The following is a 15,459-nucleotide window of genomic DNA, read 5'->3' as shown; positions in this document are numbered from 1 at the left end:
CTTTGTTTTTTAATTACAGGTCAAAATTACAACGAGATTCCAACATAAAAACCACAAAAACAATTACTTAACCTAAACATAAAAGAAGCCATTTTACAGCTTTTACGAAGTACAAAAACTATTGAAACAAAAAATAAGAGCTTTATAAAAAAGAATAGCTAAAATTTCATTTATCGCACAAAAAAGGCATAATCACTAAAAAAAAGCATCAATTATCCAGTTAATACTAAATTAATATAAAGAATGATAACAAACCAGAACTAGCTATAAACAAAAAATCCTGTCTCGTTTTTTACAACGAAACAGGATTTTATATAACTAAATTTCTTAATTAAGAAACAACTGTAGAAAGTGCAGCTTGAACTTGATCAGCAGCTTCCTGGAATTGAACTGCAGATAAAATTGGCATACCTGAACTATCAATTAATTCTTTAGCAATTTCAGCATTTGTACCTTGCAAACGAACAATGATTGGCACTTTAATAGCGTCTCCCATGTTTTTGTAAGCATCAACAACACCTTGAGCAACACGGTCACAACGAACGATTCCTCCAAAAATGTTAATCAAGATAGCTTTTACGTTTGGATCTTTCAAGATAATACGGAAAGCTGTTTCAACACGTTTTGCATCAGCAGTTCCTCCTACGTCAAGGAAGTTTGCAGGCTCAAAACCAGCATATTTAATCAAATCCATTGTTGCCATAGCAAGACCTGCACCATTTACCATACATCCTACAGTACCGTCAAGATCCACATAGTTCAGTCCTACTTCTTTAGCTTCAACTTCAATTGGATTTTCTTCAAGAATATCACGCATTTCAGCATAAGCTTTTTGTCTATATAATGCGTTGTCATCAATATTCACTTTAGCATCAACAGCTAAAATTTTATTATCAGATGTTTTTAATACCGGGTTGATTTCAAACATAGAAGCATCAGAACCAATGTAAGCATTGTATAATGAATCGATGAATTTAACCATTTCTTTAAAAGCATTCCCTGAAAGACCTAAGTTAAAAGCAATTCTTCTTGCCTGGAAACCTTGTAATCCTACAGTAGGATCAATCTCTTCAGTAAAAATTAAATGAGGTGTATGCTCAGCCACTTCTTCAATATCCATTCCACCTTCAGTAGAATACATGATCATATTGCGACCTGTAGCTCTGTTCAATAAAACAGAAACATAAAACTCAGAAGTTTCAGATTCACCTGGATAATAAACATCTTCAGCAATTAAAACTTTGTGTACTTTTTTCCCCTCAGCAGAAGTTTGAGGAGTCACTAATTGCATACCGATAATTTCGCTTGCAATTCCTTCCACTTTGTCAATTCCCTTAGCAAGTTTAACCCCGCCTCCTTTACCACGTCCACCAGCGTGAATTTGGGCTTTTACAACATACCAACTCGTTCCCGTTTCGGTAGTTAATTGTTTTGCAGCAGCTACTGCTTCAACTGGACTATTAGCAACGATTCCGCGTTGAACGCGAACTCCATAGCTAGCTAAAATCTCTTTTCCTTGATATTCGTGTATGTTCATAATATAGAATTTGTCTGAATCTGATTGTATTTCAGAAAATAAGTCCGACAAAAGTAGCTAAAACGAACTTAAAAGTAAAATCTTTTTAGTGATTTAAAATATCTTATAAATAAAGTTAAAAAAAGATGGTTTTGCAGTTTTTTTTTCATCAAAAAAAAGATTTTCCGTCAAAAAAATGAGCGAGCAGACGTTTTTATCTTTAATTTTATAATATTGAATTTAAAAAAATCAGAAATAATTGTCAAAATAACACCTTAAAAACGAAGTTATATTAACGATTTGTTAATACTTAGCTTAAATAATGCAATTATTATTATTAATAATACATTTTTCTATTATTCCTGTAAAAGTAGCTCATAATACTCCAAATCGATGGATTATATTTAATGAAATATCTATTTTTGTAAAAAAAATTATCAAGCATGAAAGTTAAAGAACAAGGCCTTTATTTGCCAGAATTCGAGCATGAAAACTGTGGAGCTGGTTTTATCTGCAACCTTAAAGGTGAGAAAACAAATCAAATTATTCACGACGCACTAGAAATTCTAGTAAAACTAGAACACCGTGGTGGTGTAAGTGCTGACGGAAAAACGGGAGATGGAGCTGGACTTTTGATTGACATTCCTCACGAATACTTCAATAGAGTTTGTGATTTCAAATTACCTGCTGCACGTGAGTATGCTGTTGGGATGGTATTTTTACCTAAAATCCAAAATCAATACGTTTTTTGTAAAGACATATTTGAAAAAGAAATTAAAGCACAAGGACTTACTGTTCTTGGATGGAGAGAAGTCCCTGTAGATTCTACGCAATTAGGTGAAATCGCCGCTGCTTCTGAACCTACTATTGAACAAATATTTGTTGGTAAAAGCGAAGCTATTGACGAAACTACTTTCAAGGCTAAGTTATATGCTGCACGTAAAATCACAGAGCATGCTATTGCAAATTCTAAAGTATCTCAAAGTGGTTATTTTTATGTACCTAGTTTATCTACTACTACCTTAATATATAAAGGTATCATTATGCCTGAAGATATTGGGCCATATTATACTGACTTACAACAAACAGATTTAGTAACTCGTTTGGCGTTAGTACACCAACGTTTCTCTACTAATACAATGCCTACCTGGGAATTGTCTCAACCTTTTAGATACATGTGTCAAAATGGTGAAATCAATACTTTAAGAGGTAACGTAAGCAGAATGCGTGTTCGTGAAGAAATCATGAAAAGTGATGTCTTTGGACCGCAAATCGAAAAATTATTCCCTATCATCTTGCCAGGAAAATCAGATTCAGCCTCTATGGATATGGTTGTTGAATTATTGACACACACTGGACGTTCATTACCTGAAGTAATGATGATGATGATTCCTGAAGCATGGGAAAAACACAAAACCATGTCTGATGAGAGAAAAGCATTCTACGAATACAATGCTTGTATCATGGAGCCATGGGATGGACCAGCTTCTGTACCTTTCTCTGACGGAGATTACGTAGGAGCTTTATTAGACCGTAATGGTTTAAGACCTTCTCGTTATACTGTAACTAAAAGTGGTAAATTGATTATGGCATCAGAAATTGGTGTTGTAACTGTTGATCCGGAAGATGTAGAAAGCCACGGTAGATTAGAGCCAGGAAAAATGTTCTTGGTAGACATGAACGAAGGACGTATCATCAATGATGAGGAAATCAAAAGCAAAATTGTTTCTGAAAGACCTTACCAGGAATGGTTGAAACAATACCGCTTGAACCTTAAAGACGTTCCTACTACAACTAAGGCTTGTCCAATTGAAACTATCGATTTAAAAACAAGAGAGCGTTTATTCAACTATACATTAGAGGATATTCAGGATATGATTACGCCAATGGCTCAAGCTGGAAAAGAAGCTTTGGGTTCAATGGGTATCGATACTCCTCTTGCTGTTTTATCTGACAGACCACAATTAATTCCTAACTATTTCAAACAATTATTTGCTCAGGTAACTAACCCACCTTTGGATGGTATCCGTGAAGAAATTGTAACTGATATCAGTTTAGCATTGGGACAAGACAGAAACATCTTTGATATTTCAAGTAAACAATGTAGAAAATTAAGAATTCAAAATCCGGTTATTTCTAACGATGACTTAGAAAAAATCAGAAATATTGATATCGATCATTTCAAAGCTGAAACTATTGAAATCTTATACAAAAAAGAAAAAGGTTTAAATGGTTTAGAAAATGCTTTAGAAGACATTATCACTCAAATCAGCAAAGCAGTTGACAGAGGAACTAACATCATTATCTTATCTGATAGAGGTGTAAATAAAGAATTTGCTCCAATCCCTGCTTTATTAGCTTGTTCTTATGTTCACCACCAAATGAACCGTTTACGCAAGCGTTCTTACTTCGATATCATCATCGAATCAGCTGAACCACGTGAACCACACCATTTTGCTACTTTATTTGGTTACGGAGCAAGTGCTATCAACCCTTATATGGTTAACGAAATCATTCGTGTTCAAGTACAAGAAGGATTCATAACTGGAATTAGCGAGCAAAAAGCGGTTGACAACTTCAACAAAGCGATTGGTTCAGGTCTTTTAAAAATCATGAACAAAATTGGAATCTCTACTTTACACTCATACAGAGGTTCTCAAATTTTCGAAATTGTTGGTTTCAACTCTAAATTTGTTCAAAAATACTTCCCTTACACTGCTTCAAGAATTGAAGGTATTGGATTGTATGAAATTGAAAAAGAAATCAGCGAAAGATATGACTATGCTTACCCGGATGTATTAATTCCAAACCGTTTAGGATTAAACATTGGGGGTGAATACAGATGGAGACGTAACGGGGAAAGACACATGTTCAATCCTACTACTATTGCTAAATTGCAACAAGCAGTACGTTTAAGTGATCAAGCTAGTTATGATGTATATGCTAAAACAGTAAACGATCAGGCTACAAGTTTAATGACTATCCGTGGTTTATTTGAATTTGACAACTTAGATCCAATCCCATTAGACGAAGTAGAACCATGGACTGATATCGTAAAACGTTTCAAAACCGGAGCGATGTCTTACGGATCTATTTCTAGAGAAGCACACGAGAACTTAGCTATCGCTATGAACCGTATTGGAGGAAAATCTAATTCAGGTGAAGGTGGAGAAGACAGAACTCGTTTCCAACCGGATGTAAACGGTGACAGTCGTAACTCGGCTATCAAACAAGTAGCTTCCGGACGTTTTGGAGTAACTTCTCACTACTTATCTAGTGCAAAAGAGATTCAAATTAAAATGGCTCAAGGTGCAAAACCTGGAGAAGGTGGACAATTACCAGGTGAAAAAGTATTGCCTTGGATTGCATCGGCTCGTAACTCAACTCCTTTTGTAGGATTGATTTCGCCACCGCCTCACCACGATATTTACTCAATCGAGGATTTAGCTCAATTAATCTTTGACTTGAAAAACGCTAACAGAGAAGCACGTATCAACGTGAAACTGGTTTCTGAAGTTGGTGTTGGAACAATTGCAGCGGGTGTTGCTAAAGCAAAGGCTGACGTTGTATTAATTGCAGGTTACGATGGTGGTACTGGAGCTTCTCCATTAACGTCATTGAAACACGCAGGTCTTCCTTGGGAACTTGGATTGGCTGAAGCACAACAAACTTTAGTATTAAACAACCTAAGAAGCCGTATTGTTGTAGAATGTGACGGACAGTTAAAAACCGGACGTGACGTAGCTATCGCTGCTTTATTAGGTGCTGAAGAATTTGGTTTTGCTACTGCTCCACTTGTAGCTTCAGGATGTATCATGATGCGTAAATGTCACTTGAATACTTGCCCTGTAGGTATTGCTACTCAAGATAAAGAATTGCGTAAAAACTTTAAAGGAACTCCTGAGCACGTTATCAACTTCTTCTACTATGTTGCAGAAGAATTAAGAGGTATCATGGCTCAACTTGGATTCAGAACTTTAGAGGAAATGATTGGTCAAACACACAAAATCAATTCTAACAAAGCAATCACACATTATAAAGCAAGAGGATTAGATTTATCTTCTATCTTACACAGACCGGATCAATACAAATACATGACGGTTCGTAATACTGAAAAACAAGACCACGGATTAGACAACGTAATGGATTTCCAAATCTTGAAAGACTCTCACCGTGCTTTATACAGAAAAGAAAAAATGTCTTTAGAATATCCTATTAAAAATACCGACCGTTCAGTGGGAGCTATTGTTAGTAACGAGATTTCTAAAATATATGGTCACTTAGGTCTACCGGAAGACACTTTAAATATTCATTTCACAGGTTCTGCAGGACAAAGTTTAGGAGCATTTAGTGCACACGGATTGACTTTTACTGTTGAAGGAAATACAAATGACTATTTAGGAAAAGGATTATCTGGAGCTAAATTAATCATCAAGAAACCAGCTAAAGCAACTTTTGTTGCCTCTGAAAACATCATTGTAGGTAACGTTTGTTTATTTGGAGCAATCGAAGGACAAGCTTACATCAATGGTATCGCAGGAGAGCGTTTCGCAGTTCGTAACTCAGGTGCTATTGCAGTAGTTGAAGGTGTGGGTGATCACGGTTGTGAGTACATGACTGGTGGAAAAGTAGTCGTTCTGGGTAAAACAGGAAGAAACTTTGCTGCAGGTATGAGTGGTGGTATCGCTTACATCTACGATCCTGAACACAAATTCAAAAATGGTTTATGTAACACTGAAACCATCGAGTTTGAAACAATTGAAGGAAACGAAGCTGATGAATTGAAAAATTTAATAGAAAGACACGTAGAGTACACACAAAGTACAAAAGGTATCGAATTATTGAATGATTGGAATACAAGCTTAGAAAATTTTGTAAAAGTAATGCCTACAGAATACAAAAAAGCATTAAAGCGTTTGGAAACTGAGGTACAAATGGTAGAAGAATTAACAGCATAATACAATGGGAAAAGTAACAGGTTTTAAAGAATTCGAAAGAAAAGATGAATCATACACAGCAGTACAAGATCGTGTAGGACATTATAAAGAATTTACAGTTCCTTTGAGTGAAGCTGAAATTACCAAACAAGGATCTCGTTGTATGGATTGTGGTATTCCATTTTGCCACAGTGGATGTCCATTAGGGAATTTAATCCCTGATTTCAACCACATGGTACACCAGGGTGAATGGCAAAAAGCCTCTTGGATACTACATTCAACAAATAATTTCCCTGAATTTACAGGACGTTTGTGTCCTGCTCCATGTGAAAAAGCATGTGTATTGGGAATTATTGCAGAACCAATATCTATTGAAAATATAGAAAAAAATATTGTAGAACGTGCCTTTCAGGAAGGATGGATTAAACCACAACCACCAAAAACAAGAACAGGAAAAACTGTTGCTGTTGTTGGTTCAGGACCTGCAGGTTTAGCAGCTGCGCAACAATTAAACAGAGCAGGTCACACTGTTACTGTTTTTGAAAGAGACAATGCAATCGGTGGATTATTGCGTTACGGAATTCCTAATTTCAAATTAGAAAAAGAAATTATCGACCGTCGTGTAGCTATCCTTGAAGCAGAAGGAATTACTTTCAAAGTAAACACTAATGTTGGGGTAAACTATGATATCAACGATTTAAAAGCATTTGATTCTATCGTACTTTGTGGTGGAGCTACTCAAAGAAGAAGCTTACCTACTCCAGGTGCTGATGCTGATGGTGTAGTTCAGGCAATGGATTTCTTGACTCAACAAACTAAAGTTGTTTTTGGAGAAAAAATCGAAAATCAAGTTTTAGCTACCGGAAAAGATGTAATCGTAATTGGTGGTGGAGATACAGGTTCTGACTGTGTGGGTACATCAAACCGTCACGGTGCAAAATCAGTAACTAACTTTGAGATTATGCCAAAACCACCAGTTGGAAGAAGCGAATCAACTCCATGGCCTTACTGGCCATTACAGTTAAAAACTTCTTCTTCTCACAAAGAAGGTGTTGAAAGAAACTGGTTAATCAATACCAAAGAATTCATCAAAGATGCAAATGGTAAATTGACAGCTCTTAAAACTGTAAACGTAGAGTGGAAAATGGTTCCAGGACAAGCTCCTCAATTAATCGAGATTGAAGGTTCTGAAAAAATCTGGCCATGTGACTTAGCTTTATTAGCTCTAGGATTTACAGGTCCTGAGAAAACTTTAGCTGAACAATTAGGTCTTGAAACTGATTTCAGAAGTAATTATAAAGCTAACAATTACCAAACAAATGTTCCAAACGTATTTACTGCGGGAGATATGAGAAGAGGACAATCATTAATTGTTTGGGCTATTTCTGAAGGTCGTGAGGCTGCCAGAGAAGTAGATTTATACTTAATGGGAACTACAAACCTTCCTACTAAAGAAGGTGGAGATTTACCTCCATTGTAGTACTTAATAAACTCAAGAAAAGGCTATCAGAAAGAAATTTCAGATAGCCTTTTTTGTTTTTCAAACATTTCACCTAACAGACAACACAATGTGATAAAAAACATTAAAAAACTCACATAAGGTTTATTATATAACTTATTGTTAGAATTTGTTAGAAATATATTTATCTATTGTAGTATCAATAAAGAATAATAAATTTGTGTAAAAATTACAGCAATGCAATCAAAAGACTTACTTCAATTAGCAGATCAATTTGGCAGTCCATTATATGTATATGATGCCGAGAAAATAAAATCACAATACGAAAGATTAACTAAAGCTTTTTCTAAAGTAGAAAAATTGCGTATCAATTATGCGATGAAAGCATTGTCTAACGTTGCCATTCTTCAATTGTTGAGAGATTTGGGATCTTGTTTGGATGCTGTTTCTATTCAGGAAGTTCAACTAGGACTTCATGCAGGATATTCTCCAGATCAAATATTTTTCACGCCTAACGGTGTTTCTCTTGAAGAAATTGAAGAAGTACACGCTTTAGGTGTTCAAATCAATATTGACAACCTGTCTATCCTTGAGCAATTTGGTGCTAAACACCCACATGTTCCGGTTTGTATCCGTATCAACCCTCACGTTATGGCGGGTGGAAACGAAAACATTTCGGTAGGACACATTGATAGTAAATTTGGTATTTCAGTTCACCAATTACCACATTTAGTGCGTATTGTTGAAAACACAAATATGAATATTGCAGGTATTCACATGCACACAGGTTCTGATATTTTAGATATCGAAGTATTCCTTTATGCTGCTGAAATCTTATTTGATGCTGCAAGAAATTTCAAAAATCTTGAATTCTTAGATTTTGGAAGTGGATTCAAAGTTCCTTACAAAAAAGACGATATCGAAACAGATATTGAAGAATTAGGTAAAAAATTATCTAAAAGATTCAACGCTTTCTGTGCTGAATACGGCAAAGATTTAACGCTTATTTTTGAACCAGGGAAATTTTTAGTAAGTGAAGCTGGTTTCTTCTTAGCAAAAGTAAACGTAGTAAAACAAACTACTTCTACTGTTTTTGCAGGAATTGATTCTGGATTCAACCATTTAATCCGTCCAATGTTTTATGGTTCACAGCACCATATTGAAAACATTTCGAATCCAAAAGGAAAAGAGCGTTTTTACTCTGTAGTAGGATATATTTGCGAAACAGATACTTTTGCAAGCAACCGTAGAATTCAGGAAATTGCCGAAGGTGATATCCTTTGTTTCAGAAACGCAGGAGCTTATTGCTATTCTATGTCTTCTAACTACAATTCAAGATACAAACCAGCTGAAGTATTGTGGATTAATGGAGAAGGACACTTAATTAGAGCACACGAAACATTTGAAGATTTATTAAAAAATCAAATTCCATTACCTGCTACTGTTGCAGTAGGAAAATAATAAAAATTAAACCATAAAAAAGGGACTTTTAATAAGTCCCTTTTTTTATGCCATTTATTTATCTAAAACTTCTGTCAACACATTGGATTCTGTACCGTTCGGGAAAGTAACTTTAATTTTCTGGGCAATTGTCGGTGCAATCTGGGTAATTACTTTTTTATCAAAAGATTCTCCTTTTTTAATATTCCAGCCATAAAACAACAATGGCACATGGGTATCATAACTATAAGGAGTTCCATGAGAAGTTCCTGTTCCCTCATGTTCAATATAACCTGCTTTGTCAAGAATAACCAATTCTCCATTTTGCTTTGAATCATAACCTTTGGTAACAAAAGTTAAAAAATAATCTGCTGTTGTTCCTGCCAAAATCTCTTCCTCAGTATAAACCCTTTTTACCTGTGGCAGCTTCATCAGAAAATCCTTAAAGGCCAATTTTACCTTATCCAAAGAAAGCCCTTTTTCCTGAATTTGTTTTTTATCGAAAAACAGATTGTAATTCGAATAATTCAATATCAAATCGGAACCAAAATTAGTCTTAGAAAATTCACGCAACTGAGTAGACAATTCTTTATGACCTACAACATCTAACGCATATTTATTATCTTTTAAAAAACTCACATTTTCGGCAGCAGCATGATCAGCAGTTAAAAACAATAGATAATTATCCTTACCCACTTTTTTATCTAAATAAGCCAGAAAATCAGCAATCGTATTATCCAAACGCAAATAAGTATCCTGAATTTCTCTCGAACGTGGTCCTGTTAAATGTCCAACATAATCCGTTGAAGAAAAACTTACCGCTAGAAAATCAGTAACAGCATCTTCTCCCAAACCTTCATTAGCGATAGCTTCTTTAGCAAAATCAGCTAAAAAATCATTCCCAAAAGGAGTTGATTTTATCACCTTTGCTCCTTTACTGGCATACATTTCTTTTAAGTTATATGGAAAAACCGGTTTTTTACTTCCATACAAAAGCCCTTCATACGGATTATCATCGGCTAAACTCTTATCATAAACCGATTCGGGCTTAAGCAAAGTCCAATCTTTATTTAAGTAGGTTACGTAATTTTTCTTCGCATTAAATTCAGAAACCCAATTAGGCAATTGTTTTCCATAAAAAGTACTGGATATAAAATTTCCGGAATCGCTCAGCCAAAATGCCCAATTAGCAAAATGCCCGGCCGGTAGTATCGCACCACGATCTTTAACACTAATACCAATAACTTTTCCTTTAAAATTAGTAGCCATACGCAATTCGTCAGTAATTGTGGTACTTTCCAAATTTACAGGAGACATTTTCCCTTCACCTGAATCTCCTGTTCCTAAAATAGAAACCGAAGTATCATCAGTACAATATCTGGATTTTCCAATATTTTTATCAAACCAGCTATTCCCAACAATTCCATGAACAGCAGGTGTAGTTCCTGTATAAATTGATGCATGACCCGGTGCTGTATAAGTTGGCATATAGTTGTAATGTGTATTATGAAATACATAACCATCATTCATCAATCGACGAAAACCATTAGCCGAAAAATCATCCGAAAAACGATAGAGATATTCCATCTTCATTTGGTCAACAACAATCCCAACAACCAACTTAGGCCTTTGTTGCGCATTAGCATTAAAAATTGCAATTACAGTAAATAGTAAAAATATTTTTTTCATAATAATTTAGGTATAGAAAACAAAAATACAAATTAAACATTGAGTCTACATCAGGAAATTGTTATCTAAAAAAACAGAAAACAAAGAATACAAAACTTACTTTTGTATTTGTACTTTTACAATTATCCTACTATTAGAAACTCTTTGTTCGAAACAAGAATACAATGAAATACAATTCCATCTCTTTTTTAACTTTCTCATCAAGAAAATATTTCTTTATCCTCTTACTGAGCTTATCGGTAACTTTAAGTTCATGGGCTGCTTCCGGAAAATGGACCAGTCAAGTTACAGCTGGCACAATTGAATTCAAAGCGACAGAATCGGAAAAACCTATAAAAGATTACGCCGGAAATTATCTGACAGTAGTATATTTAGAAAATCTTACTCTTAAAAAAATTGGTCGAAATAGCATTAAAAAAGATGTGAATTGGTTATTATCCCAAGGTTATAGAGTGATTGAACTTAATTATTCCAAAAATAGTAATGCCAAAGCACTAAAAATAAACGAAGACATCATAGCAATCAATGATTCTATAGCGGCCGGGAATTTTTGCGGTTATAAAAACTGCTCTCAATACAAGTCCTATGTCTTATTTGAAGGCTATCGTATTGCACGAAATGTAAGCTATTTTGTTGACAATCCTAAAGTCTACAATACACCTGAACAATACATCGTTGGTGATTCTTTGCACATGGATATTATTTATCCGGCCAATACTGTTGCTAAAGTGCCTGTAATTCTATCTTTTTCTTATAGTAACAGCTATGCCAATTACGATCAAAGCAAAGGAAAGCTTACTGATGCATATAAAGACCAAAGACTAAACCTTGCTTATTCTTTTGCGGGTTTTAATGATTCTTTTCTCGAAGGCGCTCCCGCTAATGGAATGGCTTGGGCAATTGCCGACCATCCTAAGTACTGTCCCTGGTCAAAAGGAAAACCTGTGAACGGCGCCAATGACGCCTATAAATCATTTCAAACCAATCCGGATGCTGCACAAAAAGTAAAATCAGCTATCCGAACCTTGCGTTTTTTGGGTAAGCAAATGGGCCTTTCGGGCAAAATAGGCATTTATGGATTTTCCAGAGGTTCAACCGCAGGCTCGATGGCTATTGGAGATAAAAAAGTTAATGCCTTGGAAAATGCCGGTTTCCATATTGGTATTTCTGATGATGTACAGGCTGCAACATTAGGCCCTGGCGTTTTTGATTACACACTTATATATAATACTCCAGATGATGGAGATAAAAATTTAGAATTGAGATGTCCTTGGGTTTGGGGTCCATTAGACGAAAACAGAGAATTATGGGAATCGATGGGTTCTTCTTATTTAGTTGAGACCAAAGCAACAGCTCCTACTCTATTCTTTTACAATACTGATGATGATCATTACTATCAAGATCAAATTACACATCTAAAAAGTAAATTGGACCATTTAGGAGTTCCAACCTCTACTTTAATCAATTATGGTAAAGGACATGCTATTCCGCAAACGGCTTCCAGCTTAAATACGCTTTATAGCTTCTTTAAAAACTACCTTAATCCGCCAAAAGCAAATAAACCTAAAAAATAATTTACTTCTAAGATTAACTCTAAAGACACTAACTGGCTTTACTTCTCATAAAACGAAAAAACACATCGAAAACAACTTTGATTTCATAAAAAACTAATAAACAGTAAATTAAAAACAAAACAAGTCATTTTATAAGTTTTTATATCCAATTAAAAAAATCCTGTTAAATAAATTTCAAACAACTTACAAGTAATTTGTTAATATTTGTTTTTATTTATTCTAAATAACCCTTTGTAAAATCAATTTCAGGTTATACATTTGCATTGTTATTTTAAATAAATCCAAATAAGCAAAACAAAATGAAACGCATTTTACTACCCTCAATAGCATTATTATTTTCTCTTGCCTCTCAAGCTCAGGAAGTAGCTTCAGTATCTAATTATAATAATTCAAAAGAAATCAACGAAAATCCTTTTGACACTATCAAAAATAAAAAAGGACAAATTCTTAAAGAAATTGTTGTTACCGGAAACAAACCACAAAAACCAGTTTCGGCTTCAAGATCAGGTATCAAACCTATGGATTTACCACAAAGCGTTCAAGTAATAGGTAATGAAATTATCAGTCAACAACAAGCGATTCGTTTAAGTGAAGTTATTAAAAACGCTAATGGTGTTTATGTAGGTTCGGCTCGTGGTGGTGCGCAGGAATCATTTTTCTCAAGAGGATACGATATGTCTGCCAATAATATGTTCAAAAACGGATTTCGTTATAACGCAGGTTCAATTCCAGAAGTTTCCGGTTTAGAAAGAGTAGAATTCTTAAAAGGAGGCTCAGCCTTATTATTCGGAAACGTTGCACCGGGAGGAATTTTAAATTTAGTAACTAAAACCCCTCAATTTGCTAAAGGCGGAGAAATTACAATGCAAGCCGGAAGTTATGATTATTACAAGCCATCTGTTGACTTCTATGGTCCTTTAAACAAGTCAATAGCCTACCGTTTTACAGGATCTTATGAAAACTCAAAAAGTTTTAGAGATGTAGTTAAAAACGAGCGTCTTTATGTAAATCCCTCATTCCTTTTTAATGTAACCGACAAAACTCACATCACTGTTCAGGGAGATTACTTAACAGCCAATTGGACTCCTGATTTTGGTACCGGAATTATTGGTAAAACCATTTTAGATATTCCTCGTAATACTTATTTTGGCTCACTTTGGTCTAATGGAAATACAAAATCAGCTAGTGCTTCGGTATTAGTAAACCATGATTTTAACAAAAACTGGAAATTAAGTTTCAATAGTTCATTCCAAAATTACAAAAGAACTCAATTATCAACTGCTCAACTTTCAGATTTAGATAACGCAGCAACATACCCAATTCCAGGTTTCTGGAACAGAGGATTAGTTCAAAATAAAAACTTAGAACAAATATTTGGAGACCAATTGAGTTTACAAGGGACTTTTAATACTGGATCTGTAAAACACCAAATCTTTACAGGTGTAGATTGGGAAAATTCATTAGCTACAGCATATACTTATACATTTAATGAAAAATATGTTCAAACAGGTACCAAAGATGGTAAACCTGTTTACGGGCCAACACTATATGACACAATAAACCTATTCGCTTTTGATCCTACAACACAAAGAAATGATATTCCTACAACAGGCAGAGCAACACAAATTGCAAAAACAGAAACGAATCGTTTTGGAGTTTATTTTCAGGATTTAATATCGATTACCGAACAATTTAAAGTCCTTGCCGGTATTCGTTGGTCTTGGCAGGAATCTGAGCTTTCTACATACAAAGAAACAGCTACAGGCGCTGGAAATCCAGAAAAAGCGACTCCAACTGTAGATCCAAAACGTTTAGACAATGCATTTTCTCCAAAAATTGGTTTAATATTCCAGCCAACAAAAGATATGTCTTTATTTGCAAGTTATTCTAGCTCATTTACACCAAACACAGGACTTACTGTTGATGGAAAAACAATAGAAGCATCTATCATAGACCAATATGAAGCAGGTATCAAAAAAGATTTCTGGAGAGGAATTTTAAGTACAAATGTAACTGTTTACCAAATCAAAAACAGTAATTTAGCACAAACTGCTCCATATTTAGCAGATGGTGTTACTGTTAACGCAAACTCAAATATAAAACTTCTGGGTGGAGCAACAAAAAGTAAAGGTGTTGAAGTAGACGTTACAGCAAAACCTCTTGAAGGATTAAGCATTAATGCAGGTTACAGTTATAACGATATGCGTTATACTAAAACGTCAGGAACTCACGGAAGCTTCATTGTAGGAGATCGTGTAGCAAGAACACCTGCAACAACTGCTAACCTTAGCTTTTTCTACAAATTACCTAGTGGAGCATTAAAAGGACTTTCTTTTGGAGCTATTGGAAATTACATTGGAAAACGAATTGGTGGATGGAACGATGACTACCAATGGGCTGCTATCACAACTACTACTGATCCAAATGATTACAAAATAACTATTAGAGACCGTGATATTCCAATTGATGGCTATACTACAGTTGATGCATCTGTTGGTTACGAATGGAAGAAATTCTCAATCTTGTGTAAAGTATCAAATATCACTAACGAGTTGAATTACACCGTACACGAAAACTACAGTGTGAACCCAATTGCTCCTCGTCAAGTAATGGCAAGTTTAAAATACAAATTATAAGAACCTTTCCGGTTTTTTCTAAAAGCTCCTTCGGGAGCTTTTTTTTGTTTTAAAACTTTCAAAAAAATAATTACATTTAATACCAAATATAAATACCATTTATTTTGATCGTTATGGTATAATGCCGTTGTATATTTCATTTAGGCCAATTTTTATTGGACTATTTTGAAATAACAAACGGTATAAGCTATCTTGAAATTAATTCAAC

7 protein-coding genes are annotated in these 15,459 nt (G+C 34.8%); 5 read left to right on the top strand and 2 right to left on the bottom strand.

What is annotated here, in order from left to right:
- Positions 1–331 precede the first annotated feature (331 nt).
- Entirely contained in the window at positions 332–1,537 is a 1,206-nt protein-coding gene (gene sucC / locus EOD40_RS15970) for an ADP-forming succinate--CoA ligase subunit beta (RefSeq protein WP_128197234.1), read from the bottom strand.
- A gap of 422 nt (positions 1,538–1,959) precedes the next feature.
- On the opposite strand from sucC, the gene gltB reads away from it, so the two are divergent.
- The 3 genes from gltB to lysA all read left to right on the top strand — a co-directional run bounded on the left by gltB (position 1,960) and on the right by lysA (position 9,373).
- The gene (gltB, locus tag EOD40_RS15965) at positions 1,960–6,474 is read left to right on the top strand and encodes a glutamate synthase large subunit (RefSeq protein WP_128197232.1); all 4,515 of its coding nucleotides are present in this window, start codon (positions 1,960–1,962) and stop codon (positions 6,472–6,474) included.
- 4 nt (positions 6,475–6,478) lie between these two features.
- Positions 6,479–7,933 carry a glutamate synthase subunit beta gene (locus EOD40_RS15960; RefSeq protein ID WP_128197230.1) on the top strand — a complete coding sequence of 485 codons (1,455 nt, stop codon included), beginning with the start codon at positions 6,479–6,481 and terminating at the stop codon, positions 7,931–7,933.
- Positions 7,934–8,149: 216 nt separating this feature from the next.
- The gene (lysA, locus tag EOD40_RS15955) at positions 8,150–9,373 is read left to right on the top strand and encodes a diaminopimelate decarboxylase (RefSeq protein ID WP_128197228.1); all 1,224 of its coding nucleotides are present in this window, start codon (positions 8,150–8,152) and stop codon (positions 9,371–9,373) included.
- Between the two features lie 54 nt (positions 9,374–9,427).
- On the opposite strand, the gene pafA is transcribed toward lysA, so the two are convergent.
- Positions 9,428–11,041: an alkaline phosphatase PafA gene (gene pafA, locus EOD40_RS15950; RefSeq protein ID WP_128197226.1), complete on the bottom strand. Its 1,614-nt coding sequence runs from the start codon at positions 11,039–11,041 to the stop codon at positions 9,428–9,430.
- Between the two features lie 164 nt (positions 11,042–11,205).
- On the opposite strand from pafA, the gene EOD40_RS15945 reads away from it, so the two are divergent.
- Entirely contained in the window at positions 11,206–12,615 is a 1,410-nt protein-coding gene (locus EOD40_RS15945; RefSeq protein ID WP_128197224.1) for an alpha/beta hydrolase family protein, read from the top strand.
- A gap of 299 nt (positions 12,616–12,914) precedes the next feature.
- The gene (locus EOD40_RS15940) at positions 12,915–15,251 is read left to right on the top strand and encodes a TonB-dependent siderophore receptor (RefSeq protein ID WP_128197222.1); all 2,337 of its coding nucleotides are present in this window, start codon (positions 12,915–12,917) and stop codon (positions 15,249–15,251) included.
- Positions 15,252–15,459 lie beyond the last annotated feature (208 nt).

Source organism: Flavobacterium sufflavum, from assembly GCF_004016525.1.
Taxonomy (GTDB): domain Bacteria; phylum Bacteroidota; class Bacteroidia; order Flavobacteriales; family Flavobacteriaceae; genus Flavobacterium; species Flavobacterium sufflavum.
Note: the sequence above shows the minus strand (reverse complement) of the source record. Positions and strands in the feature narration are given on the sequence as shown.

Excerpts from the sequence above, each read along its gene's own strand:
- sucC (WP_128197234.1), bottom strand. The coding sequence starts at position 1,537 with ATGAACATACACGAATATCAAGGAAAAGAGATTTTAGCTAGCTATGGA.
- gltB (WP_128197232.1), top strand. The coding sequence starts at position 1,960 with ATGAAAGTTAAAGAACAAGGCCTTTATTTGCCAGAATTCGAGCATGAA.
- EOD40_RS15960 (WP_128197230.1), top strand. The coding sequence starts at position 6,479 with ATGGGAAAAGTAACAGGTTTTAAAGAATTCGAAAGAAAAGATGAATCA.
- lysA (WP_128197228.1), top strand. The coding sequence starts at position 8,150 with ATGCAATCAAAAGACTTACTTCAATTAGCAGATCAATTTGGCAGTCCA.
- pafA (WP_128197226.1), bottom strand. The coding sequence starts at position 11,041 with ATGAAAAAAATATTTTTACTATTTACTGTAATTGCAATTTTTAATGCT.
- EOD40_RS15945 (WP_128197224.1), top strand. The coding sequence starts at position 11,206 with ATGAAATACAATTCCATCTCTTTTTTAACTTTCTCATCAAGAAAATAT.
- EOD40_RS15940 (WP_128197222.1), top strand. The coding sequence starts at position 12,915 with ATGAAACGCATTTTACTACCCTCAATAGCATTATTATTTTCTCTTGCC.